Here is a 25,239-nt window from a genome sequence, read left to right as displayed (position 1 = left end):
ATCGTGTGGATCTTGGTCAAAAACTGTGGACAACTCAACGGTTGTGAATATCCCGCTCACCTATACCGGTGACTTCCGGAGAGCAGCGCACCGATTACCCTGCGTAACTGGTATCAAGAGGTGAGGGACCGCGCCCGAGAGGGCTCACGAGGGAGGGGAAGGCCCGATGGCGACGCCCGAAACGCATCCGGACATGCGACGACCCCCGCCGGGGGGGAGAGCGGGGGTCGTCCCCACGGCCGACTCGGGGGGGGAGGAGTCGGGCCGGGTTAGACACGGTCGCGAACGATCCGTGACTTCCATGGTGTACCCGAGAGCCTTCTCAGGCAAACCCACACGCCTCAGCTTACGCCGAATGGAGGGCCCCTATGCTCGGCGGAGTGGAAAACCACTCCTTGCCTCGGACAGCCGCCTTCTTTGATCTGGACAAGACGGTCATTGCGAAGTCGAGCACGCTCACCTTCAGCAAGTCCTTCTACCAAGGCGGCTTGATCAACAGGCGTGCCGCGTTGCGCACCGCCTATACGCAGTTCGTCTTCCTGGCCGGCGGAGCCGACCATGATCAGATGGAGCGGATGCGCCAGTATCTCTCCGCGCTCTGCCGGGGCTGGAATGTCCAGCAGGTGCGCGAGATCGTCGCCGAAACCCTCCACGAGCTCATCGACCCGATCATTTACGACGAGGCCGCCTCGCTCATCGAGGAGCACCACGCCGCCGGACGCGACGTGGTGATCGTCAGCACCTCGGGTGCCGAGGTGGTCGAACCGATCGGCGAGCTCCTGGGCGCCGACCGGGTCGTCGCCACCCGCATGGTCGTCGAGAACGGGGTCTTCACCGGAGAAATCGAGTACTACGCCTACGGCCCGACCAAGGCCGAGGCGATCCGGGAACTCGCCGCTTCCGAGGGGTACGACCTGGCTCGCTGCTACGCCTACAGCGACTCGGCGACCGATATCCCGATGCTGGAGGCGGTCGGCCACCCGCACGCCGTCAACCCGGACCGGGCACTGCGGCGCGAGGCGGTCGCCCGCGACTGGCCCGTGCTCTCCTTCAGTCGACCCGTTCGGCTTAAACAACGAATTTCCTCGCTGCCCATGCCCTCGCGCCCGGCGCTGGTCACGGCCGCCGCGATCGGCGCTGCCGCCGCCACAGCGGGCCTGATGTGGTTGGCCAGCCGACGCCGTAGCACCGAGTCCGCATTGCCCGCATTTGCAGCTAAAAGCAAAGAACTGCGGCTTGGACTTCCGCTTCCGCGCCGACAGGAGTAGAAAGGACTTAACGGCCCGCGAGACCAGGGACATCCGGGAGGATGCCCTTCACGCACCAAGGCCCCACGGACCGCAGCATGAAAGTCGGGCACCCACGCGACGCCGACCCGTCGATTACGGGCCAGCCGCACCAGGTGACGGGCGAAGTACCCGGCCTGATGGGCAAATTTCGTGCACGCATGGTAACCCGACGGACGTGCCAGCGGCGGTACCTGAGCAGTATGGGTACCGCCGCAACCCTTGTCCGCGCGAAGTGGCCACCGTCGTCCCACGACCGTTGTCCGCGCGACGTCGCTCTCCCACCGCGTTTCGGGCGCAGTGCGCGACGCGACGACTTCTGACGCTACGGAGCCGCGCCGTCAGGCCGCCCCTCGCTGGAGGGCCTCGCAGACCGCGGTGCTCTCACGCACGCCAAGTTCAACGGCGCGGCCGCAGTGCGCGATCCAGGCGGCCACCCCTTCCGGCGTCCCGGACACATAGCCCTCGAGCGCCGCAAGATAGGCCGACCGCCCCAGTTCCGCGTGTCCCACCTCGGCCGGGCAGATCGACTTCGGGTCCAGCCCGCTGCCCACCAGCACGATCCGCTCGGCGGCCCGCGCGACAAGGCCGTTGTACGACCCGAACGGCCTAAGGGCCAGCAGTTCGCCGTGGACCACGGCCGCCGTCACCAGCGCCGGGGCCTCACTGCCCGCGATCAGAAGCCCGGCCAGCCCTTCGAGCCGCCCCGACACCTCGTCCGCCGCCGGCACCGGCAACTCGATCAGCGGCTCCACCACCGGCTCGCCCGGCAGCCGCGGCCGGCCCACCGACTCGTCCGGACGGTCCCGTCCGGCAGCCACCAGGTGCAGCCGGGCCAGGACCCGCAGCGGCGACTGCCGCCAGACGCTCAGCAATTGGCCGGCCTCGGCAGTCAGCCGCAGCGCCGCGCCCACCGTGCGCGGCTCGCCCTCGGTGCCGAAGTCGGACCGGCGGCGCACCTCCTCGAGCGCCCAGTCGGCCCCGGAGAGCGCGGCCGAGCCCCGCGCGCCGCGCAGGGCGGCCTCGGAGGTGACCTCGTTGCTGCGGCGGCGCATCACCCGGTGGCCGTACACCCGGTCCACCGCCTTGCGTACGGAGTCCACGGAGTCGGCCACGCCCGGGAGCGAGCCCAGAACGGCAAGCGGATCGGCTGTCGTACTCATGGGTACGACACTACGCACTTCGGCTCTACACCCCTCGAAAGAGTGGTCCTCTTCACTCACCGCTCTCACTCAGCGCACCCTCGCACCTACTCTTGGTGAACATGAAGATCGCTTTCGTAGGGAAGGGTGGCAGCGGGAAGACCACCCTGTCCTCTCTGTTCATCCGCCAGCTCGCCGCCACCCACGCACCCGTCATCGCCGTGGACGCGGACATCAATCAGCACCTGGGTGCGGCGCTCGGGCTCGACGAGGCGGGGAGCGCCGGGCTGCCCGCGATGGGCGCGCAGCTGCCCTTGATCAAGGACTACCTGCGAGGCACCAACCCCCGCATCACCTCTGCGGAGACCATGATCAAGACGACCCCGCCGGGAGCAGGCTCCCGGCTGCTGCGCGTCGACGAGGACAATCCGGTCTACGACGCATGCGCCCGCACCGTCCGGCTGGACGACGATGCGGCCGTTCGACTGATGGCGACCGGCCCGTTCACCGATTCCGACCTCGGCGTGGCCTGCTACCACTCCAAGGTCGGGGCGGTCGAGCTGTGCCTGAACCACCTCGTCGACGGTCCCGGCGAGTACGTGGTGGTCGATATGACGGCGGGCAGCGACTCCTTCGCGTCCGGGATGTTCACCCGCTTCGACATGACCTTCCTGATCGCCGAACCCACCCGCAAGGGCGTCTCCGTCTACCGCCAGTACAAGGAGTACGCGCGGGACTTCGGCATCAACCTCAAGGTCGTGGGCAACAAGGTGCACGGCGCGGACGACCTCGACTTCCTGCGTGCCGAGGTCGGGGACGACCTGCTCACCACGTTCGGGTACTCGGACTGGGTGCGCGCGATGGAGAAGGGCAGGCCGCCCCGCTTCGAACTGCTGGAGGAAGTCAACCGCCAGGCGCTGCACACCCTGCACGAGACGGCGGACGGCGCCTACGAGGGACGGGACTGGCAGCGCTACACCCGCCAGATGGTGCACTTCCATCTCAAGAACGCGGAGAGCTGGGGCAACGCAAAGACGGGCGCCGACCTGGCGGCTCAGGTCGACCCGGCCTTCGTTCTGGACGAGCGGCTCCTGGCCACCCCGCAGCCCGCCTGACCCCGGCGACCCACACACCACCGCTTGCAAGGCCCCGCCCAACTGCCGAGTTCGCAACTCGGCGCGTTGGGCGGGGCCTTGGGCGTTCCGGCGACACGCCGCCCGGCCGGCCGCGCCCCGCCTGCGGTCAAGGCTCCGGCCGGGACGGTCAGGGCAGGGAAGCCCCTAGGGCAATACAGAACAAACCCACAAAAATACCTTTTCACTCGATCGAGCGAAGCCCGCCCGCTTCTCTTCGCCATCCCTTTACTCTCCATTACGATTCATTTACCGAGAGTTGAGAAACGCCCCACCATTCGCAGCCGCTCCCGCCGCTGCCCGCCGTGACCCACGTGCGCGTTCCCACGCGCTCGCGCTGCCCGACGAAGACGGGAACGACCATGCACGCTCAGCCGACTCAGACGAACCCACCACCTTCCGCGTCAGGACAGGAAGCCCCGCCCCAGCCGGGCGGGCGCCCCCGATCCGGCTGGCGGCGAGATCTGTCCGCCTCCTTCGTCGTCTTCCTGATCGCCGTTCCCCTCTCCCTGGGGATCGCGCTCGCCACGGGGGCACCGCTGCAGGCGGGTCTGATCGCGGCAGCGGTCGGGGGCATCGTCGCGGGCCTGCTGGGCGGCGCCCCTCTGCAAGTCAGCGGGGCCGCCACGGGCCTGGTGGTCGTGACCGCCGAGCTGGTGCAGCGTTACGGCTGGCGGGCCACCTGCGCCATCACCGCGCTCGCCGGCCTGGCCCAACTCGCGCTCGGCGCCGCGCGGGTGGCCCGCGCGGCGCTGGCCATCAGCCCGGCGATCGTGCACGGAATGCTCGCCGGCATCGGCGTCACCATCGCGCTGGGCCAGCTGCATGTCGTCCTGGGCGACAGCCCGAGCCTGTCGGCACTGGAGAACCTCGGGGCACTGCCCTCGGAAGTCCTGCATCCGCACGCACCCGCGCTGCTGATCGGCGCGGTCACGGTGGGGGTGCTGCTCGCCTGGCCGCATCTGCCCGGGCAGGCGGGCCGGTGGGCGCGCCTGCTGCCGGCGCCCCTCGCGGCCGTGGCGCTCGCCACCGCGGCGAGCCTGGGCATGGAGCTGCCGCGGGTCTCGCTCCCCGACTGGGAGCTGCAAGCACCGCCCACGCTGCCCGACGGACCGGTGCTCGGAATCTTCGCGGCCGTTCTGACAGTCACGCTCGTCGCGAGCATGGAGTCCCTGTTGTCCGCCGTCGCCATGGAGCGGCTGCGCGCCGAACGGTCCGACGAACAGGCGGCCGCCGCCACCGGGCTGGACCGCGAGCTGGCCGGACAGGGCGCGGCGAACGTGGTGTCCGGGCTGCTGGGCGGGCTGCCGATCGCCGGCGGCGCGATCCGCGGCTCCGCCAACATCGCGGCGGGGGCCGCTTCCCGCAAGTCCGCCGCGCTGCACGGCGTCTGGGTACTGGTCTGCGCGGGCCTGCTCACGGCCGTGCTCGAGGTGATCCCGCTGGCCGCACTGGCCGCGCTGGTCATGGCGGTAGGCGTGCGGATGGTGAGCTTCGCCCACATCAAGCACGTCCAGCGGCACCGGGAGTTCCCCATGTACGCCGCCACACTCGGGTCCGTCGTCCTGCTCGGCGTGCTGCAGGGGGTCGCGGTGGGCGTCGCGGTCGCCGCCCTCCTCTCGCTGCACCGGCTCACCCACACCCGGATCACCGTCACCGAGGAGCAGGCGTGCCACCGAGTGCGGGTCAACGGACAGTTGACGTTCCTGGCGGTGCCCCGGCTGAGCCGGGCCCTCGCGCAAGTACCGGACGAGGCGAACGCCGTGGTCGAGCTGGGCGGCTCGTTCATGGACCACGCCGCCTACGACGCGCTGCACTCCTGGTCCAACGCGCACCGGGCCCGGGGCGGATGGGTCACCCTGCGGGGCCGCCACGGGCGTCCGATCGCCGAGCCCGTCAGCACCCACGCCTGCCGCCCCTGGACGCCCTGGCGCAACCACCACTGCACCCGGCCGGCCGAGACCGGCGCCGGTCCGGGCGGTGGGCGGCAGTTGCTCGGCGGGGTCAGCGCCTTCCAGCGCAACACCGCCCCGCTCGTCCGCGACGAGCTGGCACGGCTCGCCCGGGAGGGCCAGAGGCCCAGCCAGCTCTTCCTGACCTGCGCCGACTCCCGGCTGGTGACCAGCATGATCACCTCCAGCGGGCCGGGCGACCTGTTCACCGTGCGCAACGTCGGCAATCTGATGCCGCCACCCGGCAATGACGGCAGCTGTGACTCCGTGGGCGCCGCCGTGGAGTACGCGGTGGAGGTCCTGAAGGTCGCCAGCATCACCGTGTGCGGGCATTCGGGGTGCGGTGCCATGCAGGCCCTCCTGGACATCGCCGCCTCCCCGGCCGGCCAGGGGCTCGCGCCGGACGGCCAGACCCCGCTCACCCGCTGGCTACGGCACGGACGGCCCAGCCTGGCCCGTATGCAGCGCATCGGCCGGCTGGGGCGCGGAGAGGTCGCGCTGGCCGAGCGTCCCGTGGCGGACGACGTGGAGCGGCTGGCGCTCGTCAACGTACTGCAGCAGCTCGACCACCTGATGGCCCACGCCTGTGTCGCCCGGCGGGTGGCCGAAGGCTCGCTCCATCTGCAGGGCATGTACTTCCATGTCGCCGAGGCCCAGGCTTACGTCCTGGACCAGCGCTCGCGCACCTTCACCGCCGTCCGCCCGGAGGTCCTCGACGCGGTGTGACGCCCACAGACCCCATCACCGTCCTCAGACCCCATCTACGCCGCCAGGCTTCACCAACACGCTCAGGCACCCCTCAGCCTCAGGCAGGCCCCTCAGGCCCCTGCCGCCATCGGCACCTCCGGGCCCGTCCCGGCGCGCCCGGCACAGCCGCACCACCCCTTCTGACCTCGGGCAACCCACGAAAAGGACAGGTCTAAACCAATATTTGTCCACACCCCTTGTCAGGGTGTGCCCCGGGCTGATGAGCTATGGCCGGGACGCAACGAGCCCCCTGGGAAAGGGAGATGTCGTGAGCAACGAAAGCCTGGCCAACCTCCTGAAGGAGGAACGCCGCTTCGCACCGCCTGCGGACCTGGCCGCCGCGGCCAACGTCACCGCCGAGGCGTACGAGCAGGCGAAGGCTGATCGGCTGGGCTTCTGGGCCACGCAGGCCCGCCGCCTGAGCTGGGAGACCGAGCCGACCGAGACCCTGGACTGGTCGAACCCGCCGTTCGCCAAGTGGTTCGCCGACGGCAAGCTCAACGTGGCGTACAACTGCGTCGACCGCCATGTGGAGAACGGCCTGGGCGACCGGGTGGCCCTGCACTTCGAGGGCGAGCCGGGCGACACCCGCGCGATCACCTACGCCGAGCTGCAGCGCGAGGTCTCCCGGGCCGCCAACGCCCTGATCGAGCTGGGCGTCCAGGCCGGCGACCGGGTCGCCATCTACCTGCCGATGATCCCCGAAGCGGTCGTCTCGATGCTGGCCTGCGCCCGCATCGGCGCTCCGCACTCGCTCGTCTTCGGCGGCTTCTCCGCCGACGCCCTCGCCACCCGCATCAACGACGCCGACGCCCGCGTCGTCATCACCGCCGACGGCGGCTACCGGCGCGGCAAGCCCTCCGCCCTCAAGCCGGCCGTCGACGAGGCCCTCACCCGCCCCGGCACCGAGAACGTCCGCAGCGTGCTCGTCGTCCGCCGCACCGGCCAGGAGGACATCGCCTGGACCGAGGGCCGCGACGTGTGGTGGCACGACCTGGTCGAGCGCCAGTCCGACCAGCACACCCCCGAGGCGTTCGACGCCGAGCACCCGCTGTTCATCCTCTACACCTCGGGCACCACGGGTAAGCCGAAGGGCATCCTGCACACCACCGGTGGCTACCTCACCCAGGCGTCGTACACCCATCACGCCGTCTTCGACCTCAAGCCCGAGACGGACGTCTTCTGGTGCACCGCCGACGTCGGCTGGGTCACCGGGCACTCGTACATCGTCTACGGGCCGCTGAGCAACGGCGCCACCGAAGTCCTCTACGAGGGCACCCCCGACAGCCCCCACCAGGGCCGCTGGTGGGAGATCGTGCAGAAGTACGGCGTCACGATCCTCTACACCGCGCCCACCGCGATCCGGGCCGCCATGAAGTGGGGCGACGACATCCCGGCGAAGTTCGACCTCTCCAGCCTGCGGCTCCTGGGCTCGGTCGGTGAGCCCATCAATCCCGAGGCGTGGATCTGGTACCGCAAGCACATCGGCGCCGACGCCACCCCCGTGGTCGACACCTGGTGGCAGACCGAGACCGGCGCCATCATGATCAGCCCGCTGCCGGGCGTCACCGAGACCAAGCCGGGTTCCGCGCAGGTGCCGCTGCCCGGCATCGCCGCCACCGTCGTCGACGACGACGCCCACGAGGTGCCGGACGGCGCCGGCGGCTATCTCGTGCTGACCGAGCCGTGGCCGTCCATGCTCCGCACCATCTGGGGCGACGACCAGCGCTACATCGACACCTACTGGTCCCGCTTCGAGGGCCGCTACTTCGCGGGTGACGGCGCCAAGAAGGACGACGACGGCGACATCTGGCTGCTCGGCCGCGTCGACGACGTCATGCTGGTCTCCGGCCACAACATCTCCACCACGGAGGTCGAGTCCGCCCTCGTCTCGCACCCCAAGGTCGCCGAGGCCGCCGTCGTCGGCGCCAACGACCCGCAGACCACCCAGGCCATCTGTGCCTTCGTCATCCTGCGCGGCAATGTGAACAGCGAGGAGGAGGGGCTGGTCGAGGAGCTGCGGGCCCACGTGGCCAAGCAGCTCGGCCCGATCGCCAAGCCCAAGCGGATCCTGCCGGTCGCCGAACTGCCCAAGACCCGCTCCGGCAAGATCATGCGTCGGCTCCTGCGTGACGTGGCCGAGAACCGTGCGCTCGGCGACGTCACCACCCTCACCGATTCCTCGGTCATGGACCTCATCCAGGCCAAGCTTCCGGCTTCCTCCAGCGAGGACTGACCGCTCCACGGCAGGCCCATGAGGTAGCTGACAGTGAAGGGCACCGGCTCTCGCCAGGTGCCCTTCACTCTTTCCGGCTACAGTAAGTACCCGTCGCGTAAAGATCGCGACAAGAATCAAGGGCGCGCCGGGAAGTCTGGTCGGCACACAGGACACGTGTACGCACGTGCACGCAGTCGACAGTCGAGCCCAGGAGGTCCACCACAGTGGCCGCGCCCAAGAATCGCCGTTCCGTCTTCCTCGGCAGACTTCCGCTGCCCGAGCGGAACTACCTCGCGGACGCGCTGCGTACCGAAACCGTGGGCGGCGTGCTCCTGCTCGTCGCGGCGGTCGCCGCACTGCTGTGGGCCAACACCCCGATCCGCGACAGCTACGAAGCCGTCCGCTCCTTCCACCTCGGCCCCTCCGGCCTCGGCCTGGACCTCTCCCTCCAGCACTGGGCGGCCGACGGCCTGCTCGCCATCTTCTTCTTCGTCGCCGGCATCGAGCTCAAGCGCGAGCTCGTGGCGGGCGAGCTGCGCGACCCCAAGGCCGCGATCCTCCCCGTCGTCGCCGCGATCTGCGGCATGGCCGTGCCCGCCCTCGTCTACTTCACCGTCGCCTCCGCCGGCAACGGATCGCTCGCCGGCTGGGCCGTACCCACCGCGACCGACATCGCCTTCGCCCTCGCCGTGCTCGCGGTCATCGGCACGTCCCTGCCGTCCGCGCTCCGCGCGTTCCTGCTGACGCTGGCCGTCGTCGACGACCTCTTCGCGATCCTGATCATCGCGGTCTTCTTCACCTCCACCCTGAACTTCGCCGCCCTCGGCTTCGCCGCGCTGGGCCTGGCGGTCTTCTGGCTGTTGCTGCGCAAGGGCGTGCGCGGGTGGTACATCTACGTGCCGCTGGCCGTCGTCAACTGGGCGCTGATGTACAACAGCGGCGTCCACGCGACCATCGCCGGCGTCGCGATGGGCCTGATGCTGCGCTGCACCCGCCGCGACGACGAGAAGTACTCCCCCGGCGAGCACATCGAGCACCTCGTCCGCCCCCTGTCGGCGGGTCTGGCCGTTCCGCTGTTCGCGCTCTTCTCGGCGGGCGTGGGTCTTTCCGGCGGGTCGCTGTCGGACGTCTTCAGCAGGCCCGAGACGCTCGGCGTCGTCCTCGGCCTGGTGCTGGGCAAGGCGATCGGTGTGTTCGGCGGTACGTGGCTGGCGGCCCGCTTCACCCGGGCGGAGCTCAATCCGGACCTCCAGTGGCCCGACGTCCTGGCCGTCGCCTCACTGGCCGGCATCGGCTTCACGGTGTCCCTGCTGATCGGTGAGCTCGCGTTCGCCGACGACCCGGTGCTCGTCGGCGAGATCAAGGCCGCCGTGCTGATCGGCTCGCTGATAGCGGCGGTCCTGGCGAGCACCCTCCTCAAGCTGCGCGACAACAAGTACAAGAGGCTCTGCGAGGAGGAGGACCGGGACGAGGACGAGGACGGTATCCCGGACGTCTACGAACAGGGCAACCCGGACTACCACCTGCGTATGGCCGCGAGGTACGAAGCGAAGGCGGCGGCACACCGCAAATTGGCGGAAGTCGCCTCGGAGCGCACCACCCAGGGCGACAGTCCGGCATGATCTGAGAGTCTTTACCCCTGCGGTACGACCCCCCGAGAGCGGGAAATCCGGGCGACCGGACCCCGGAGGGGAGCGTTCCGCGGACGACGAAGCTGATGACGAAGAGGGAGCAGGCGATGAGCGCAGCCGACGACGGCGCGAACCGCAGCCTCGGCCAGCTGGTGGCGACGGCCACCACGGAGCTGTCCGCGCTGGTGCACGACGAGATCGCGCTGGCCAAGGCCGAGCTGCGGCAGGACGCCCGGCGGCTGGGTATCGGCGGCGGCGCCATCATCGCCGCGGGCGTCCTGGCGCTCTTCTCCCTGCCCGTCCTGAGCTTCGCGGCCGCGTACGGCATCCACAACCTCGGCCTCGGCCTCGCCTGGTCGTTCCTGATCACCGGCGGCGCGTACCTGCTGCTCGCGGCGGTGCTCGGGCTGCTGGCGGTCGCCAAGTTCAAGAAGATCAAGAAGCCCGAGAAGAGCATCGCGTCGGCGAAGGAGACGGCGGCCGTGCTGGGCACCGTCAAGCCGCACCCCCGGCCGGTGACCGACACGAGCCCCGCCGACGCATCTGTGACACGCTCGTCCGTATGACGGTGCCCGATACCCCCGCAGCGCCCGCGTCCCCCGAGCCCGGCAAGCCCGCGACTCCGGCCGCGCCGTCGGGCCCCTCGCCCGCCGCGGTCGTACGGCCGGACGGTCCCTGGACCCACCGGGAGGTCGCGGCGAACGGGGCGCGGTTCCACATCGCCGAGATGGGCGAGGGACCGCTGGTGCTGCTGTTGCACGGTTTCCCGCAGTTCTGGTGGACGTGGCGGCATCAGCTGCCGGCACTCGCCGACGCGGGCTTCCGGGCGGTGGCGATGGACCTGCGCGGGGTCGGCGGCAGCGACCGTACGCCCCGGGGCTACGATCCGGCGAACCTCGCCCTCGACATCACCGGCGTCATCCGCTCCCTCGGCGAGCCGGACGCCGCGCTGGTCGGCCACGACCTGGGGGGCTATCTGGCCTGGACGGCGGCCGTCATGCGGCCCAAGCTGGTGCGCCGGCTCGCCGTCTCCTCCATGCCGCATCCGCGCCGCTGGCGGGCGGCGATGCTCGCCGACCTCAAGCAGAGCGCCGCGGGCTCGCACATCTGGGGCTTCCAGCGCCCGTGGCTGCCCGAGCGGCGGCTGGTCGCGGACGACGCGGCGCTCGTGGGACGGCTGATCCGGGACTGGTCCGGGCCGCGGCTGCCCGACGATGAGGACGTGGACGTCTACCGCCAGGCCATGTCGATCCCTTCGACCGCGCACTGCTCGATCGAGCCGTACCGCTGGATGGTGCGGTCGCTGGCCCGCCCCGACGGCATCCAGTTCAACCGCCGCATGAAGCGGCCGGTGCGCGTGCCGACGCTGCACCTGCACGGTTCCCTCGATCCGGTGATGCGCACACGCAGCGCCGCGGGTTCCGGGGAGTACGTGGAGGCCCCCTACCGCTGGCGGCTCTTCGACGGCCTGGGGCACTTCCCGCACGAGGAGGACCCGGCGGCGTTCTCGGCGGAGCTCATCGGCTGGCTGAAGGACCCCGAACCCGACCGCTAGCGGCCGCCGGCAGAACGGGGCCCGCGCGGGGAACGCCCGTTCACCGAACGGCCAATTGCCTCGCGCATAGGCCAATTGCCGGACCCATGGGCGATTACCGACCTTTGAGCCCGGGCAGAGCTTTTGGTATGGGCTGGACGCACGACTACCGTGACGTGACCGACGTGACTCAGGAGCACGGCACCGAGGGTGATGCCGCGCTTGCCGTGACGGAGGCACCCGACTGGGGCGATCACCGGCCGGAGGCCGGACCCGACCCCCGCATCGGCATTCCCCGGATCATCCGGCGCCGCGCCCGCTGGGTGTCGGCGCGGCTGCGGCATCCCCGCAGCCGCTGACCGCCCCGCCCTAACACCCCGTCTCGAACGCCCGTACGCCTCCTGGAAGGCTCCTGTACGGCCGCCTGAGCCCCCTGGGGTGGATCAGAGCGCACACTCCTGGGTATCGACCCTGACCGAGGCCGTACGGCCGTACGTGGCGTCCTCACGCACTTCGTCGGCCGTCAGGGCGTACCCGGTCTCGGCGTCGTCGAGGGACTTGGCGAAGACCACGCCGTAGACCTTGCCGTCGGGGGTGAGCAGGGGACCGCCGGAGTTGCCCTGCCGCACGGTGGCGTAGAGGGAGTAGACGTCGCGGCGGACGTTGCCGCGGTGGTAGATGTCCGGCCCGTTGGCCTGGACGCGGCTGCGGACGCGGGCGGCGCGTACGTCGTACGAACCGTTCTCGGGGAAGCCCGCGACGATGGCGCTCTTGCCGCTCTCCGCGTCGTCCCCGGCGAACCGCAGCACGGGGGCCTCGAGCGACGGCACGTCGAGGACGGCGATGTCGCGCTTCCAGTCGTAGAGCACGACCTTGGCGTCGTGGAGCCGGCCCTGCCCGCCGATCTGCACGGTGGGCTCGTCCACGCCACCGACGACGTGGGCGTTGGTCATCACCCGGTGGGGGGCGAAGACGAAGCCGGTGCCTTCCAGCACCTTGCCGCAGCTGGGGGCGTTGCCGACGACCTTGACGATGCTGCGCTGGGCGGCCACGGCCACCGGGCTGCCGGCGAGCTCGGGGTCGGGGGCCGGCACGGAGGTGATCGGCTCGGTGGAGAAGGGCGCGAACACCTGCGGGAAGCCGTTCTGCGCGAGGATCGCGCTGAAGTCCGCGAACCAGGTGTTGGCCTGCGCCGGGACCACCCGGGCGACGCCCAGCAGCACCTTGGAGCTGCGGACCTCCTTGCCCAGCGTCGGCAGGGTCGTCCCGGCGAGGGCGGAGCCGATCAGCCAGGCGACCAGCAGCATCGCCACGACGTTGACGAGCGCGCCGCCCGTGGCGTCCAGCGCCCGCGCCGGGGACCACGTGATGTGGCGGCGCAGCTTGTTGCCGAGGTGGGTGGTGGCCGCCTGCCCCACGGAGGCGCACAGGATGATGATGGCGACGGCCGCGATGGCCGCGATCGTGCCCGGCTCGGCGTCGTCGGTGGCGCTGTCCCAGATCACGGGCAGCACATAGACCGCTGCGAGGCCGCCGCCGAGAAAACCGATCACTGAGAGCACGCCGACGACGAAGCCCTGGCGATAGCCGACGACCGCGAACCACACGGCGGCGATCAGCAGCACGATGTCGAGCACGTTCACCGAAAGATGCCTCGCATTGCAGTTGTCGTGGCCAGCGGGGGCCACCGTCTCATGCCCGTCAGGAGTGCCAGTCCAGCGGGACCTCACGCTCACGGTCCCAGGGCCGTTCCCATCCGGCGTAGTGCAGGATCCGGTCGATCACCCCGGCCGTGAATCCCCACACCAGCGCCGGGCCGACCCGGAAGGCCGGCCCCCTGTGACCGCTGGGGTGGACGGCCATCGCGCGGTTCTCCGCGGCGGTCAGCTCCGTGACGGGGACGGTGAACACCCGGGCCGTCTCCTGCGGGGAGACCGGCGAGACGGGGCTGGGCTTGCGCCACCAGCCGAGCACGGGCGTCACGACGAAGCTGCTGACGGGGATGTACAGCCGGGGCAGCACGCCGAAGACCTGGACACCGGACGGGTCGAGTCCGGTCTCTTCCTCGGCCTCGCGCAGCGCGGCCCGCACCGGGCCGCCGTCCTCCGGGTCGCCGTCCTCCGGGTCGAGGGCGCCACCGGGGAAGGACGGCTGGCCGGCGTGCGAGCGCAGCGTCCCCGCCCGCTCTATCAGCAGCAGCTCGGGGCCCTGCTCCCCCTCGCCGAAGAGGATGAGCACGGCGGACTGGCGGCCACCGCTCTCCGGCGGGAGGAAGCGGCTGAGCTGGTGCGGCTCGATGGTCAGGGCGGCGCGCGCCACCGGTTCGAGCCACTCGGGCAGCCCTTCCGTGCTGACCACGATCTCCTTGCCGTACGTGCCGGCCATGTGCGTCCCCCGGTCTTCCTCGGCGTCCGTGCTGCTCTCTTCGGGCGTGCGCTCGCTCACTCGGCTCCCAGCGGGCTCGCGGGCAGGCCCGGATAGTCCGGCGGAGGCTTCAGCCGCTGGCCGGGCCGGCCGCCCATCTCGTACTTGAGGAGCTTCCTGGCCTTCTCCGGATCCGTCTCGCCCTCTCCGTAGGAGGGGCAGAGCGGGGCGATGGGGCACGCGCCGCAGGCGGGCCTGCGGGAGTGGCAGACCCGGCGGCCGTGGAAGATCACGCGGTGCGAGAGCATCGTCCACTCGCTCTTGGGGAACAGGGCACAGACGTCGGCCTCGATCTTCTCCGCGTCCTCCGCCCGGGTCCACTTCCAGCGCCGCACGAGGCGGGCGAAGTGCGTGTCGACGGTGATCCCCGGCACGCCGAAGGCGTTGCCCAGCACGACGTTGGCGGTCTTCCGGCCGACGCCCGGAAGAGTGACCAGGTCCTCTATGCGCCCCGGCACTTCGCCGCCGAAGCGGTCGCGCAGGGCGGCGGAGAGGCCGATCAGGGACCGGGACTTGGCCCGGAAGAAGCCGGTCGGCCGGATGAGCTGCTCCAGCGTCTCGGGGTCGGCCGCCGCCATGTCCTCCGGAGTGGGGTAGGCGTCGAAGAGGGCGGGGGTGGTCTGGTTGACGCGCAGGTCGGTGGTCTGGGCGGAGAGGACCGTGGCGACCAGGAGCTGGAACGGGTTCTCGAAGTCCAGCTCGGGGTGGGCGTAGTGGTAGACCTCGGCGAGCTCGCGGTTGATCCGGCGCGCCCGGCGGACGAGCGCGGTCCGCGACTCGGGTTTGGCGGCCGGCTTCGCGGTGGACTTGGCGGAGGGCTTCGCGGCGGGCTTTGCGGCGGGTCCGGCGGAAGACTTCGCCGCGGCCTTCGCGGCCGACCTGGCGGACGGCTTTGCGGACGGTTTCGCCGATGACGTGGCGGCCGGCTTCACGGAAGACTTGGCGGAGGGCTTCGCCGATGACGTCGCGGTCGGCTTCGCGGAAGACTTGGCGGATGACGTGGCGGACGGCTTCGCGGCGCGTTTCGCGGATGACGACGTGGCGGCGGGCTTCGCCGAGGGCTCGGTCGCCGGCTGCCCACCCGACCCGTCGGCCGAGCCACCGGCCGACCCACCGGTCGAGTGGCGGACCGACCCGCCGACTGACTCGCGGACCGACCCGTCGGCCGACTCACCGGCCGACTCGCGGACCGACTCACCGTCGGGCAATTTCTTCCTATTGACCGCTTTTGTCTTCTTCGCCGCGGAGTGTTCGCCCACAGCGGAATTACGGGCGGACGTCACCCTCCCAGCCCCCTTGCCCTCTGCTCTCACCGGCGTATTGGACACCCGGCCAGACTAAAGCCCAGCACTGACATCCGCCCCGGCCGCAGGAAAACCACAGCCCAATCGGACCCCTGCCGTAGGGCTTCGGGCGACGATGCGCCACACTTGTGTTTGATCACACAGTTTTACCGACGGGCATCATGGGGACCACGGTCCTCTGTGCATGTCGACAAGGAGAGAACTCGTGGACGACGTTCTGCGGCGCGCCCCGCTTTTCGCGGCGCTCGATGACGAGCAGGCCGCTGAGCTGCGCGCCTCCATGGGCGAGGTCACCCTCGCGAGGGGCGACGCCCTGTTCCACGAAGGCGACCCGGGCGACCGCCTCTACGTGGTGACCGAGGGCAAGGTGAAGCTCCACCGCACCTCCCCCGACGGCCGCGAGAACATGCTGGCGGTCCTGGGCCCCGGCGAGCTCATCGGCGAGCTGTCCCTCTTCGACCCGGGACCGCGCACCGCCACCGCGACCGCGCTCACCGAGGTCAAGCTGCTCGGCCTGGGCCACGGCGACCTGCAGCCCTGGCTCAACGCCCGCCCGGAGGTGGCCACCGCCCTGCTGCGCGCCGTCGCACGCCGGCTGCGCCGCACCAACGACTCGATGTCGGACCTCGTCTTCTCCGACGTGCCCGGCCGTGTCGCCAAGGCCCTGCTCGACCTGTCGCGCCGCTTCGGCGTTCAGTCCGAAGAGGGCATCCACGTCGTGCACGACCTCACCCAGGAGGAGCTGGCGCAGCTCGTCGGCGCCTCCCGGGAGACCGTCAACAAGGCGCTGGCGGACTTCGCCGGCCGCGGCTGGCTCCGTCTGGAGGCCCGTGCCGTCATCCTGCTGGACGTCGAGCGTCTGGCCAAGCGCTCCCGCTGACCGCGGACACGCGCGCACGTACGCAGGCCGAGGGCCCCGCACGCCGGAAGGCGCGGCGGGGCCCTTCGCCGTACCGCCCCGCGGCCGACCGGTCCGTACCCGCCCCGCGACCGACCGGTCCGGTGGGGCCGCCCCCACGGACGACCGGTTTCCGGGGGCGACGCGGCCTCAGATCAGCCCGTGCTCGTCCAGGTAGTCCAGCTGCGCCCGCACCGACAGCTCGGCCGCGGGCCACAGGCGGCGGTCGACGTCCGCGTAGACGGCCGCCACGACCTCGGACGGCGTGCGGTGGCCGTTCTCGACCGCCGTCTCGACCTGCGCGAGGCGCTTGGCCCGGTGGGCCAGGTAGTACTCGATCGCGCCCCGCGCGTCGTCCAGGACGGGACCGTGGCCGGGCAGCACCGCCTCCACGCCCTCGTCGACCGTGAGCGCGCGCAGCCGGCGCAGCGAGTCGAGGTAGTCGCCGAGCCGGCCGTCGGGGTGGGCGACGACCGTGGTGCCGTGGCCCAGCACCGTGTCACCGGTCAGGAGCGCGCGGTCCGCCGGGAGGTGGAAGCACAGGGAGTCGGCGGTGTGCCCCGGGGTGGAGATGACGTGCAGCTCCAGGCCGCCGGTGGTGATGACGTCGCCCACCCCCAGGCCCTCCCCGCCCAGCCGCAGCGCGGGGTCCAGCGCCCGTACGTGCGTACCCGTCAGCTCGGCGAAGCGGGCCGCGCCGTCGGAGTGGTCGGGGTGACCGTGCGTGAGGAGGGTCAGGGCGACGCGCTTGCCCGCCGCCTCGGCCGTGGCGATCACGTTGGCCAGGTGGGCCTCGTCCAGCGGGCCGGGGTCGACGACCACGGCGAGATCGGAGTCCGGCTCGGCCAGGATCCAGGTGTTGGTGCCCTCCAGGGTCATCGCCGAGGGGTTGGCCGCGAGGACACAGGTCGCACGGGCGGTCGCGGGGCCGCCGATGGCGCCTGGGCGCGGCCGTCCGGGCAGGTCGGTTGCGTGCGTCATGCGTCGGCTCCCGCGGGTCCTGTGGTGCTCGAAGTTCCTGAAGCGAAGTGCTGGGCGCTGTGCCGGGTGACGTGCTTGGTGAATTCATCGTGCCCCGGCCAGCTCAGCACGATCTCTTCCCCGTCGAGCCGCGCCTGCGCCAGTACGGGCGTGAGATCCCGCTCACGCGCGGCCGTGAGAGCGTCGGCGGGACGGGCGTACGGCAGCAGCGAGCGCAGGGTGGAGATGGTCGGAGGCATCATCAGCAGATCGCCCCGGTCGTAACCGGCGGCCGCCTCCGCGGGTGCGGTCCACACCGTGCGGTCGGCCTCTGTGGAGGCGTTGCGGGTGCGCTGCCCCTCGGGCAGGGCGGCGACGAAGAACCAGGTGTCGTAGCGGCGGGGCTCGAACTCGGGGGTGATCCAGCGCGCCCAGGGGCCGAGGAGGTCGCTGCGCAGCAGCAGGCCGCGCCGCTCGAGGAAGTCGGCGAAGGCCAGCTCGCGGCTGACGAGCGCGGCCCGGTCGGCCTCCCACTGCTCGCCCGTGGTGTCCGCGACGACCGTGTCCGGCGCCGGGCCCGCCAGCAGGACGCCCGACTCCTCGAAGGTCTCGCGGACGGCGGCGCAGACGATGGCCTGGGCGGTGGCGGCGTCCGTGCCCAGCCGCGCCGCCCAGTCCGTGCGCGACGGGCCCGCCCAGGGCACGTTCCGCTCGTCGCGCGGGTCCACCGAGCCGCCCGGATACGCGTACGCGCCTCCGGCGAAGGCCATGGAGGCGCGTCTGCGCAGCATGTGAACGGCGAGCCCGTCCGCTCCCGCGCGCAGCAGCAGGACGGTCGCGGCGCGCCGGGGCGCCACGGGCCGGAGCTCGCCGCGGGCGAGCGCTCTGATCCGGTCCGGCCACTCCGGCGGGTACCACTGGCCGTTCGAAGTCGACATGGCCGGATGCTATGCGCTCACGCGCGGATGTTCGAGAGGACCTGGTCCGGGCCCCCGCGACCGGTCCGTCACCGGACGGCTCGGGGCCGGCCGGCAGGACGAACCCGTACGGGGTTCGGGATCGACGGGGGGACGGTCAGTCCCGTACCTCCACGAGGATCGGGACGGTCAGTCCCGGACCTCCACGAGGATCTCGACCTCGACCGGCGCGTCCAGCGGCAGCACGGCCACACCGACGGCGGAGCGGGCGTGCACGCCCTTCTCGCCGAGCACCTCGCCCAGCAGCTCGCTCGCGCCGTTGAGGACGCCCGGCTGACCGGTGAAGTCCTGCGCGGAGGCGACGAAGCCCACGACCTTCACGACCCGCACGATCTTGTCGAGGTCGCCGATGACGGACTTCACCGCGGCCAGGGCGTTGAGCGCGCAGATGCCCGCCAGCTCCTTGGCCTGCTCGGGGCTGACCTCGGCACCGACCTTGCCGGTGGCCGGAACGGCACCCTTGACCATGGGCAGCTGGCCGGCGGTGTAGACGTAGTCACCGCTGCGCACGGCCGGCTGGTAGGCGGCCAGCGGCGGCACGACGTCCGGCAGGGTCAGGCCCAGCGAGGCGAGCTTGTCCTCGATCGCGCTCACGGCTTTTCCCGCTTGAGGTACGCCACGAGCTGCGAGGGGTCGTTGGGGCCCGGCACGACCTGGACGAGCTCCCAGCCGTCCTCGCCCCAGGTGTCCAGAATCTGCTTGGTCGCGTGCACCAGAAGCGGCACGGTCGCGTATTCCCACTTGGTCATGGCCCGACTGTAATGCCTCACACCGACAGCCTCGTGCGTAGCCCGCACGGCGACTGGTTAGGCTCCGATCCATGAGCAGGCTCCATGTCGTCAGCGGCAAGGGCGGTACCGGTAAGACCACGGTCGCCGCGGCCCTCGCGCTTGCCCTCGCCGCCGAGGGAAAGCGCGCTCTGCTGGTCGAGGTCGAAGGCCGGCAGGGCATCGCGCAGCTCTTCGAGACGGAGGCGTTGCCCTATGAGGAACGGAAGATCGCCGTCGCTCCGGGCGGGGGCGAGGTGTTCGCGCTCGCCATCGACGCCGAGCAGGCCCTTCTCGACTACCTCCACATGTTCTACAAGCTCGGCAGCGCCGGGCGGGCGCTGAAGAAGCTCGGCGCGATCGACTTCGCGACGACCATCGCACCGGGGTTGCGGGACGTCCTGCTGACGGGCAAGGCGTGCGAGGCGGTGCGCCGGAAGGACCGTACGGGCCGGTTCGCCTACGACTACGTCGTCATGGACGCGCCTCCCACCGGACGGCTCACCCGCTTCCTCAATGTCAACGACGAGGTGGCGGGGCTGGCCCGGATCGGCCCGATCCACAATCAGGCGCAGGCGGTGATGCGGGTGCTCAAGTCGCCGGAGACGGCGGTGCACTTCGTCACACTGCTGGAGGAGATGCCCGTCCAGGAGACCGCCGACGGCATCGCGGACCTGCGGGCCGCCGGGCTGCCGGTGGGCGGCGTCGTCATCAACATGGTGCGGCCCACGATCCTCGACGCGGCGGCCGTGGAGGCCGCCGCGAACGGCGGGCGCGAGGAGGTGGCGCGCGCGCTCGCGTACGCCCTGGAGCGCACCGGCTCCGGCAGCGCACGGCGCACGGGGCTCGCGGAGCCGCTCGTCGAACCCCTGCTGCAGGAGGCGCGCGAGCATACCGAGCGGCTCGCGCTCGAGCACCGCGGCCGTGCCGACGTGGCCCGGCTCGGCCTGCCCACGTACGAACTCGGGCTGCTCGGCGACGGCGTCGACCTGGCGGGTCTCTACCGCATGGCGCGCGAACTGCGGAAGCAAGGAGTGGCAGGGTGAGCCTGGATTCGGCGGAACCGCTCGAGATAGACCCCGTCCTGGACAATCCGCGCACCCGCATCGTCGTGTGCTGCGGATCGGGAGGCGTCGGCAAGACCACGACCGCGGCCGCCCTGGGCGTACGGGCCGCCGAGCGCGGCCGCCGGGTCGTCGTCCTGACCATCGACCCGGCACGTCGGCTCGCCCAGTCGATGGGCATCGAGGAGCTCGACAACGTCCCGCGCCGTGTCCATGGCATCGACGAGTCGGCCGGCGGCGAACTGCACGCCATGATGCTCGACATGAAGCGCACCTTCGACGAGATAGTCGAAGCGCACGCCGACCAGGACCGCGCCCGCGCGATCCTGGAGAACCCCTTCTACCAGTCCCTGTCGGCCGGTTTCGCGGGCACGCAGGAGTACATGGCCATGGAGAAGCTCGGCCAGCTCCGCGCGCGCGACGACTGGGACCTCATCGTCGTGGACACCCCGCCGAGCCGGTCGGCGCTGGACTTCCTGGACGCGCCGGGCCGCCTGGGGTCCTTCCTCGACGGGAAGTTCATCAAGCTGCTCATGGCGCCGGCGAAGCTCGGCGGCCGGGCGGGGATGAAGTTCCTGGGCGTGGGCATGTCCGTGATGAGCGGTCCCCTGAACAAACTGATGGGGGCACAGCTCCTGCGGGACGTACAGACGTTCGTCGCCGCGATGGACACCATGTTCGGCGGCTTCCGTACCCGCGCCGATGCGACCTACCGGCTGCTCCAGGCGCCGGGAACGGCCTTCCTCGTCGTCGCGGCGCCCGAGCGGGACGCCCTGCGGGAGGCCGCCTACTTCGTGGAACGGCTGGCAGCGGAGCGAATGCCGCTGGCCGGTCTCGTACTGAACCGGGTGCACGGCAGTGGGGCGGCGCGGCTCTCCGCGGAGCGGGCTCTGGCCGCCGCCGAAGCTCTCACGAGCGGAACATCCGAATACGCAGAAAATCTTGACGGTGCCCGCATTGTGGATCGTGACAGCGGGCAGGCTGGCTCACGTACCGCTGACGACCCTGGCACCGTCACTCCCACGGACACGTCCTCTCCCGAGAGCGGCTTCCCCCAGCCCGCGTCCTCAGGAGCGACGGCCTCGGACGCCTCGGCGGAACACCCCGTGCCCACGGAAGAACCCTCTGCGCGGCTCGGGGAATCCTCTGCACAGCTCGCCGCCGGGCTGCTGCGGCTGCACGCCGAGCGCATGCAGGTGCTCGCGCGCGAGCAGCGCACACGTGACCGCTTCACCGCTCTGCACCCCGAGGTACCGGTGGCGGAGGTGGCCGCACTGCCCGGCGATGTGCACGACCTGGCGGGGCTGCGGGCGATCGCCGAGCGTCTCGCCGACCAGTCGGCTCACCGGGACCGGGCCCGCCGAACGGACCGTACAGCCGTGCCCGCGCCCGCGAAGGGCACCGAGGACGCCTCCGTGGAGACGTGACCGGCCTCGCCGCTGGGAGCCGCGCAGAGCCCGTACACACGGGCGCCGGACAGCCGGGACGCGGCCGTGGAGAGCCGTACCCGTACGGACGGTGTCCGTCGTGGCGTCGGGACTAGGTCGTAGCGCCGTGGCGTCGTGGCTGTGGTCGTGGCGTCGCGGCTACCGGGAGCCTGGAGCGGTGGCCTAGCCCACGGCCGCGTACTCGTCGTACTCCGGGTCGCCCAGGGGCAGGATGCCGGCGCCGCGCTCGTATTCCGTACGCGCCGTCTCCAGGAGCCTGCGCCACGAGGTGACCGTCGGCCTGCGCCGGAGCAGGGCCCGCCGCTCGCGCTCGGTCATTCCGCCCCACACGCCGAACTCGACGCGGTTGTCCAGCGCGTCGGCCAGACACTCGGTCCGTACCGGGCAGCCTGTGCAGACCGCCTTCGCCCTGTTCTGCGCTGCGCCCTGAACGAATAGTTCATCCGGATCGGTAGTGCGGCAGGCGGCCTGCGCACTCCAGTCGGTTACCCAGCCCATGCTGGCGCCGTCCTCTCCCGAATCGAGGCTCCCCCACGGCGGCAGCGGCATATTCACCGTTGCCAGTTGAGGACGTTACGGAAGGCAGGCAGGGGGCAACACCCCCTTCGGGCCCAATCTTGGATGGCCCGAACGGACTATGCGTACGCGGCAGATCACCCAACGGAGTGAGCTGGCGACATTACGGACTTTTCTGTCCACATCGCGTGGATTCGCCCGCGTCGTGACGGGCAGCCGGTGACACAGGCGGCAATACGGGCACGTCTCATCACTCACAAGAGTGAGGTCAGAGGTGATGCTGAATGGCATCGCTGTGACTGGCGTGAAACAGCGTAGGCGAACACACCTGCGTCTGTCCGCCGAATGAGAACGTAGGCTTCGCTCCATGGCTATGAAGCGCTCGGGCGAGGGTCCCAAGGTGACCCGGCAGGCCGCGAAATTCCTCGGCGTCAGCGTGCTCTCCGGAGTCGTCCTGGCGGGTCTGGCCCTACCGGGCATCGGCGCATTCGGCCTAGTGGCCAAGGGCTCGGTCGAGGGCTTCGACGAGATCCCCGCCAACCTCAAGACTCCCCCGCTCAGCCAGCGCACCACCATCCTCGACTCCGAGGGCGGCGAGATCGCGAAGGTCTACTCCCGCGACCGCACCGTGGTGCCGCTGAACGAGATCTCCCCCTACCTGCGCACGGCGATCGTCGACATCGAGGACTCGCGCTTCTACGAGCACGGCGCGATCGACCTCAAGGGCGTGCTGCGCGCGGTCAACAAGAACGCCCAGTCCGGCGGCGTCTCGGAAGGCGCCTCCACGCTCACCCAGCAGTACGTCAAGAACGTCTTCGTCGAGGAGGCCGGCGACGACCCCGACAAGGTCGCCGTGGCCACTCAGCAGACCATCGGCCGCAAGGTCAAGGAGCTGAAGTACGCCATCCAGGTCGAGAAGGAACTCGGCAAGGAGCGGATCCTCAACAACTATCTGAACATCACTTTCTTCGGGCAGCAGGCCTACGGCGTCGAAGCCGCCTCCCAGCGCTACTTCAGCAAGCGCGCCAAGGACCTCACCCTCGGCGAGTCCGCCCTGATGGCCGGCCTCGTCCAGTCCCCCAGCCGCTACGACCCGGTCAACGCTCCCAAGGAGGCCACCAAGCGGCGCAACACCGTGCTGCAGCGCATGGCCGAGCTGAAGCACATCACGCCGGCCCAGGCCGCCGCCGAGCAGGCCAAGCCGCTCAAGCTGAACGTCAGCAGGCCCAAGAGCGGCTGCATCACCGCCGTCAACGGCGCGGGCTTCTTCTGCGACTACGTCCGCGAGACCTTCCTCAACGACCCGGTCTTCGGCAAGACGAAGGAAGCCCGGGCCAAGCGGTGGAACGAGGGCGGCATGACCATCCGCACCACCCTCGACCCGCAGACCCAGAAGTCCGTCCAGAAGTCGATCACCGATCACGTCTACCAGGACGACAAGGTGGCCACCGCCATCTCGATCGTCCAGCCGGGCAGCGGCAAGGTGCTCGGCATGGGCCAGTCCCGCCCGTACGGCTTCGGTCAGTACCAGACGCAGATCAACCTCTCCGCCGACAAGAACATGGGCGGCTCGAACTACGGCTTCCAGGTCGGCTCGACCTTCAAGCCGATCGTCGCCGCGGCCGCCCTGGAGCAGGGCGTCTCGCCGTACAAGAGCTACTCCTCCCCCTACCGGATGCCGTATCCGGAGGAGGTGGAGACCTGCGGCAAGCCGTGGAAGAACAGCGTCGGCAACACCGTCCAGAACGAGAACCGCAGCGAGGTCGGCCCGTACGGCATGCGGGAGGCGACCGCGAAGTCGGTCAACACCTACTTCGTCCAGCTGGTCGAGGACATCGGCCTGTGCCCGGTGGTCAAGATGGCGGAGAAGATGGGCCTGGACCCGGCGTCCGGCGGCAAGCTCAAGCAGCTTCCGGCGCTCACCCTCGGCGGCTCGGACGGCATGTCCCCGCTGACCATGGCCGCCGCCTACGCGACGTTCGCCAACAAGGGCACGTACTGCACCCCCGTCATCGTCGAGTCGGCCGTCGGGCCCAACGGCGAGAAGCTGCGGGTGCCCAAGTCGAAGTGCTCGCGGGCGATGTCCGAGCAGACCGCCGACACCGTCAACGCGCTGCTGCAGGGCGTCGTCGAGGACGGCACGGGCAAGGAGGCCGGACTGAGCGGCCGCGACAGCGCGGGTAAGACGGGTACGACGGACGAGCGGCGGGCCGCCTGGTTCGTCGGCTACACCCCGAACCTCGCCGGCGCGGTCTGGGTCGGCGGCCCCGGCGACAAGGTCGAGATGGAGAACATCACCATCGGCGGCGTCTACCACGACAAGGTCTACGGCGCCGACACCCCGGGCCCCATCTGGCGCGACGCCATGTCCGGCGCCCTCGAGGGCCGGGACGCGCCGACCTTCGGCGGCTCGCCCATCGTGGACGCCGACAAGGGCTCGGGCAACAAGGGCGACAAGCCCCGCGGCCCCCGCAAGCCCGGCACGAACAAGCCGGGGAACACCAAGCCGGGCAACACCAAGCCCAAGCCCAAGCCGAACGACGCCAAGCCCGACCCGGTGGTGCCGGGCGGCATCATCCCGCCCGGATTCATCGGCGGGGCGGAAGGCGCCCCCACGGAAGACGAGCAGTAAGAGCTCGGAAGCCGGAGCCCGCGCGGCTCCCGCACATCGCGCGCAAAGGGGCGCCCGGACCGCTACGGTCCGGGCGCCCCTTTCGCATACGTACCTACTTACGCACGTACGCGCGCTCAGCCCGCGAGCAGGCGCTTGACCTGGGCGGCGACGCGGCCGCCCTCGGCGCGGCCGGCCACCTTCGGGTTCACGATCTTCATGACGGCGCCCATGGCGCGGGGGCCCTCGGCGCCACCCGCCTTCGCCTCGGCCACGGCCTCCGCGACGATCGCGGCCAGCTCCTCGTCCGACAGCTGCTTCGGCAGGTACTCGGCGAGCACCTCACCCTCGGCGAGCTCACGCTGCGCCGAGTCGGCCCGGCCCCCCTTGTCGAAGGCGTCCGCGGCCTCGCGGCGCTTCTTCGCCTCGCGCGTGATCACCTTCAGCACCTCCTCGTCGGAGAGCTCACGGGCGGCCTTGCCGGCGGTCTCCTCGTAACCAATGGCGGAGAGGGTGAGGCGAAGGGTGGAGGAGCGCAGTTCGTCGCGCGCCTTGATGGCGGCCGTGAGGTCGTCCTGGAGCTTGGACTTCAGCGTGGTCATGCCGCAATCTTCGCATCCCACCCCG

23 protein-coding genes are annotated in these 25,239 nt (G+C 70.8%); 13 read left to right on the top strand and 10 right to left on the bottom strand.

The features are described 5' to 3' along the window. Positions 1-368: 368 nt before the first annotated feature. Positions 369-1,268, top strand: coding sequence for an HAD family hydrolase (locus ABZ956_RS06215; RefSeq protein WP_361887678.1), 900 nt, complete (start codon positions 369-371; stop codon positions 1,266-1,268). Positions 1,269-1,627: 359 nt separating this feature from the next. On the opposite strand, the gene ABZ956_RS06210 is transcribed toward ABZ956_RS06215, so the two are convergent. Further along, positions 1,628-2,449, bottom strand: coding sequence for an oxidoreductase (locus tag ABZ956_RS06210; RefSeq protein ID WP_361887675.1), 822 nt, complete (start codon positions 2,447-2,449; stop codon positions 1,628-1,630). 101 nt (positions 2,450-2,550) lie between these two features. Between ABZ956_RS06210 and ABZ956_RS06205 the strand changes: the two genes are divergently transcribed. The 7 genes from ABZ956_RS06205 to ABZ956_RS06175 all read left to right on the top strand — a co-directional run bounded on the left by ABZ956_RS06205 (position 2,551) and on the right by ABZ956_RS06175 (position 12,002). Then, positions 2,551-3,543, top strand: a complete 993-nt coding sequence (locus tag ABZ956_RS06205) for an ATP-binding protein (protein ID WP_361887672.1) — start codon at positions 2,551-2,553, stop codon at positions 3,541-3,543. Positions 3,544-3,923: 380 nt separating this feature from the next. Continuing rightward, a complete protein-coding gene (locus ABZ956_RS06200) occupies positions 3,924-6,239 on the top strand; it encodes a SulP family inorganic anion transporter (RefSeq protein ID WP_361887670.1) in 2,316 nt (771 codons plus the stop codon). Between the two features lie 289 nt (positions 6,240-6,528). Then, the gene (gene acs / locus ABZ956_RS06195; RefSeq protein WP_361887667.1) at positions 6,529-8,496 is read left to right on the top strand and encodes an acetate--CoA ligase; all 1,968 of its coding nucleotides are present in this window, start codon (positions 6,529-6,531) and stop codon (positions 8,494-8,496) included. 206 nt (positions 8,497-8,702) lie between these two features. Then, entirely contained in the window at positions 8,703-10,100 is a 1,398-nt protein-coding gene (gene nhaA / locus ABZ956_RS06190; RefSeq protein WP_361887664.1) for a Na+/H+ antiporter NhaA, read from the top strand. 116 nt (positions 10,101-10,216) lie between these two features. Next, entirely contained in the window at positions 10,217-10,675 is a 459-nt protein-coding gene (locus ABZ956_RS06185) for a phage holin family protein (protein WP_361887662.1), read from the top strand. Continuing rightward, a complete protein-coding gene (locus ABZ956_RS06180; RefSeq protein WP_361887659.1) occupies positions 10,672-11,664 on the top strand; it encodes an alpha/beta fold hydrolase in 993 nt (330 codons plus the stop codon). The genes ABZ956_RS06185 and ABZ956_RS06180 overlap by 4 nt, the downstream gene beginning before the upstream one ends. A 155-nt stretch (positions 11,665-11,819) precedes the next feature. Beyond that, positions 11,820-12,002, top strand: coding sequence for a hypothetical protein (locus tag ABZ956_RS06175; RefSeq protein ID WP_361887656.1), 183 nt, complete (start codon positions 11,820-11,822; stop codon positions 12,000-12,002). Between the two features lie 84 nt (positions 12,003-12,086). On the opposite strand, the gene ABZ956_RS06170 is transcribed toward ABZ956_RS06175, so the two are convergent. From ABZ956_RS06170 to nth, 3 genes are read right to left on the bottom strand one after another with little or no spacing between them, the layout of a single operon-like run. Continuing rightward, positions 12,087-13,286, bottom strand: coding sequence for a MarP family serine protease (locus ABZ956_RS06170; RefSeq protein WP_361887654.1), 1,200 nt, complete (start codon positions 13,284-13,286; stop codon positions 12,087-12,089). A 58-nt stretch (positions 13,287-13,344) separates the two neighbouring features. After that, positions 13,345-14,028: a CoA pyrophosphatase gene (locus ABZ956_RS06165; RefSeq protein ID WP_361888038.1), complete on the bottom strand. Its 684-nt coding sequence runs from the start codon at positions 14,026-14,028 to the stop codon at positions 13,345-13,347. A gap of 56 nt (positions 14,029-14,084) precedes the next feature. Next, entirely contained in the window at positions 14,085-14,999 is a 915-nt protein-coding gene (nth, locus tag ABZ956_RS06160; protein WP_361887651.1) for an endonuclease III, read from the bottom strand. Between nth and ABZ956_RS06155 the strand changes: the two genes are divergently transcribed. Both ABZ956_RS06155 and ABZ956_RS06150 read left to right on the top strand, forming a co-directional pair. Beyond that, positions 14,983-15,408 (top strand): hypothetical protein, encoded by a 426-nt coding sequence (locus ABZ956_RS06155; RefSeq protein ID WP_361887648.1) that lies wholly within the window; start codon positions 14,983-14,985, stop codon positions 15,406-15,408. The two genes, nth and ABZ956_RS06155, sit on opposite strands and share 17 nt — an antisense overlap. Positions 15,409-15,576: 168 nt before the next feature. Beyond that, positions 15,577-16,251, top strand: a complete 675-nt coding sequence (locus tag ABZ956_RS06150) for a Crp/Fnr family transcriptional regulator (protein WP_004939715.1) — start codon at positions 15,577-15,579, stop codon at positions 16,249-16,251. A 168-nt stretch (positions 16,252-16,419) separates the two neighbouring features. On the opposite strand, the gene ABZ956_RS06145 is transcribed toward ABZ956_RS06150, so the two are convergent. From ABZ956_RS06145 to ABZ956_RS06130, 4 genes are all read right to left on the bottom strand, one after another. Then, a complete protein-coding gene (locus tag ABZ956_RS06145; RefSeq protein WP_361887645.1) occupies positions 16,420-17,250 on the bottom strand; it encodes an MBL fold metallo-hydrolase in 831 nt (276 codons plus the stop codon). Then, a complete protein-coding gene (locus ABZ956_RS06140) occupies positions 17,247-18,167 on the bottom strand; it encodes an NUDIX hydrolase (RefSeq protein WP_361887642.1) in 921 nt (306 codons plus the stop codon). Before ABZ956_RS06140 ends, ABZ956_RS06145 begins: the two co-directional genes overlap by 4 nt. Before the next feature lie 168 nt (positions 18,168-18,335). Next, positions 18,336-18,800: a RidA family protein gene (locus ABZ956_RS06135; protein WP_361887639.1), complete on the bottom strand. Its 465-nt coding sequence runs from the start codon at positions 18,798-18,800 to the stop codon at positions 18,336-18,338. Continuing rightward, positions 18,797-18,955 carry a DUF4177 domain-containing protein gene (locus ABZ956_RS06130; protein WP_071963877.1) on the bottom strand — a complete coding sequence of 53 codons (159 nt, stop codon included), beginning with the start codon at positions 18,953-18,955 and terminating at the stop codon, positions 18,797-18,799. Before ABZ956_RS06130 ends, ABZ956_RS06135 begins: the two co-directional genes overlap by 4 nt. Before the next feature lie 71 nt (positions 18,956-19,026). Between ABZ956_RS06130 and ABZ956_RS06125 the strand changes: the two genes are divergently transcribed. Both ABZ956_RS06125 and ABZ956_RS06120 read left to right on the top strand, forming a co-directional pair. Further along, complete coding sequence (locus ABZ956_RS06125) at positions 19,027-20,019, top strand: ArsA-related P-loop ATPase (RefSeq protein WP_361887636.1); 993 nt, start codon at positions 19,027-19,029, stop codon at positions 20,017-20,019. After that, positions 20,016-21,464, top strand: coding sequence for an ArsA-related P-loop ATPase (locus tag ABZ956_RS06120; protein ID WP_361887633.1), 1,449 nt, complete (start codon positions 20,016-20,018; stop codon positions 21,462-21,464). The genes ABZ956_RS06125 and ABZ956_RS06120 overlap by 4 nt, the downstream gene beginning before the upstream one ends. Positions 21,465-21,647: 183 nt before the next feature. Here the strand turns inward: ABZ956_RS06120 and ABZ956_RS06115 are convergent, their stop codons facing one another. Next, positions 21,648-21,983 (bottom strand): WhiB family transcriptional regulator, encoded by a 336-nt coding sequence (locus tag ABZ956_RS06115; RefSeq protein WP_177338024.1) that lies wholly within the window; start codon positions 21,981-21,983, stop codon positions 21,648-21,650. Between the two features lie 385 nt (positions 21,984-22,368). Between ABZ956_RS06115 and ABZ956_RS06110 the strand changes: the two genes are divergently transcribed. Beyond that, a complete protein-coding gene (locus ABZ956_RS06110; protein WP_361887631.1) occupies positions 22,369-24,633 on the top strand; it encodes a transglycosylase domain-containing protein in 2,265 nt (754 codons plus the stop codon). A 116-nt stretch (positions 24,634-24,749) separates the two neighbouring features. Here the strand turns inward: ABZ956_RS06110 and ABZ956_RS06105 are convergent, their stop codons facing one another. Then, positions 24,750-25,214 carry a GatB/YqeY domain-containing protein gene (locus tag ABZ956_RS06105; protein WP_361887628.1) on the bottom strand — a complete coding sequence of 155 codons (465 nt, stop codon included), beginning with the start codon at positions 25,212-25,214 and terminating at the stop codon, positions 24,750-24,752. Between the last annotated feature and the right edge of the window lie 25 nt (positions 25,215-25,239).

The organism is Streptomyces sp. NPDC046261, from assembly GCF_040646235.1.
GTDB lineage: Bacteria > Actinomycetota > Actinomycetes > Streptomycetales > Streptomycetaceae > Streptomyces.
The sequence above is the reverse complement of the archived record's forward strand: the minus strand, read 5'-3'. Positions and strand labels throughout refer to the sequence as shown.

Bases quoted from the DNA above. Each gene is read 5' to 3' on its own strand.
- ABZ956_RS06125 (WP_361887636.1), top strand. From the start codon at position 19,027: ATGAGCAGGCTCCATGTCGTCAGCGGCAAGGGCGGTACCGGTAAGACC.
- ABZ956_RS06185 (WP_361887662.1), top strand. From the start codon at position 10,217: ATGAGCGCAGCCGACGACGGCGCGAACCGCAGCCTCGGCCAGCTGGTG.
- ABZ956_RS06145 (WP_361887645.1), bottom strand. From the start codon at position 17,250: ATGACGCACGCAACCGACCTGCCCGGACGGCCGCGCCCAGGCGCCATC.
- ABZ956_RS06200 (WP_361887670.1), top strand. From the start codon at position 3,924: ATGCACGCTCAGCCGACTCAGACGAACCCACCACCTTCCGCGTCAGGA.
- ABZ956_RS06110 (WP_361887631.1), top strand. From the start codon at position 22,369: ATGGCTATGAAGCGCTCGGGCGAGGGTCCCAAGGTGACCCGGCAGGCC.
- ABZ956_RS06205 (WP_361887672.1), top strand. From the start codon at position 2,551: ATGAAGATCGCTTTCGTAGGGAAGGGTGGCAGCGGGAAGACCACCCTG.
- ABZ956_RS06180 (WP_361887659.1), top strand. From the start codon at position 10,672: ATGACGGTGCCCGATACCCCCGCAGCGCCCGCGTCCCCCGAGCCCGGC.
- ABZ956_RS06140 (WP_361887642.1), bottom strand. From the start codon at position 18,167: ATGTCGACTTCGAACGGCCAGTGGTACCCGCCGGAGTGGCCGGACCGG.
- ABZ956_RS06105 (WP_361887628.1), bottom strand. From the start codon at position 25,214: ATGACCACGCTGAAGTCCAAGCTCCAGGACGACCTCACGGCCGCCATC.
- ABZ956_RS06165 (WP_361888038.1), bottom strand. From the start codon at position 14,028: ATGGCCGGCACGTACGGCAAGGAGATCGTGGTCAGCACGGAAGGGCTG.
- ABZ956_RS06210 (WP_361887675.1), bottom strand. From the start codon at position 2,449: ATGAGTACGACAGCCGATCCGCTTGCCGTTCTGGGCTCGCTCCCGGGC.
- ABZ956_RS06130 (WP_071963877.1), bottom strand. From the start codon at position 18,955: ATGACCAAGTGGGAATACGCGACCGTGCCGCTTCTGGTGCACGCGACC.
- ABZ956_RS06115 (WP_177338024.1), bottom strand. From the start codon at position 21,983: ATGGGCTGGGTAACCGACTGGAGTGCGCAGGCCGCCTGCCGCACTACC.
- ABZ956_RS06215 (WP_361887678.1), top strand. From the start codon at position 369: ATGCTCGGCGGAGTGGAAAACCACTCCTTGCCTCGGACAGCCGCCTTC.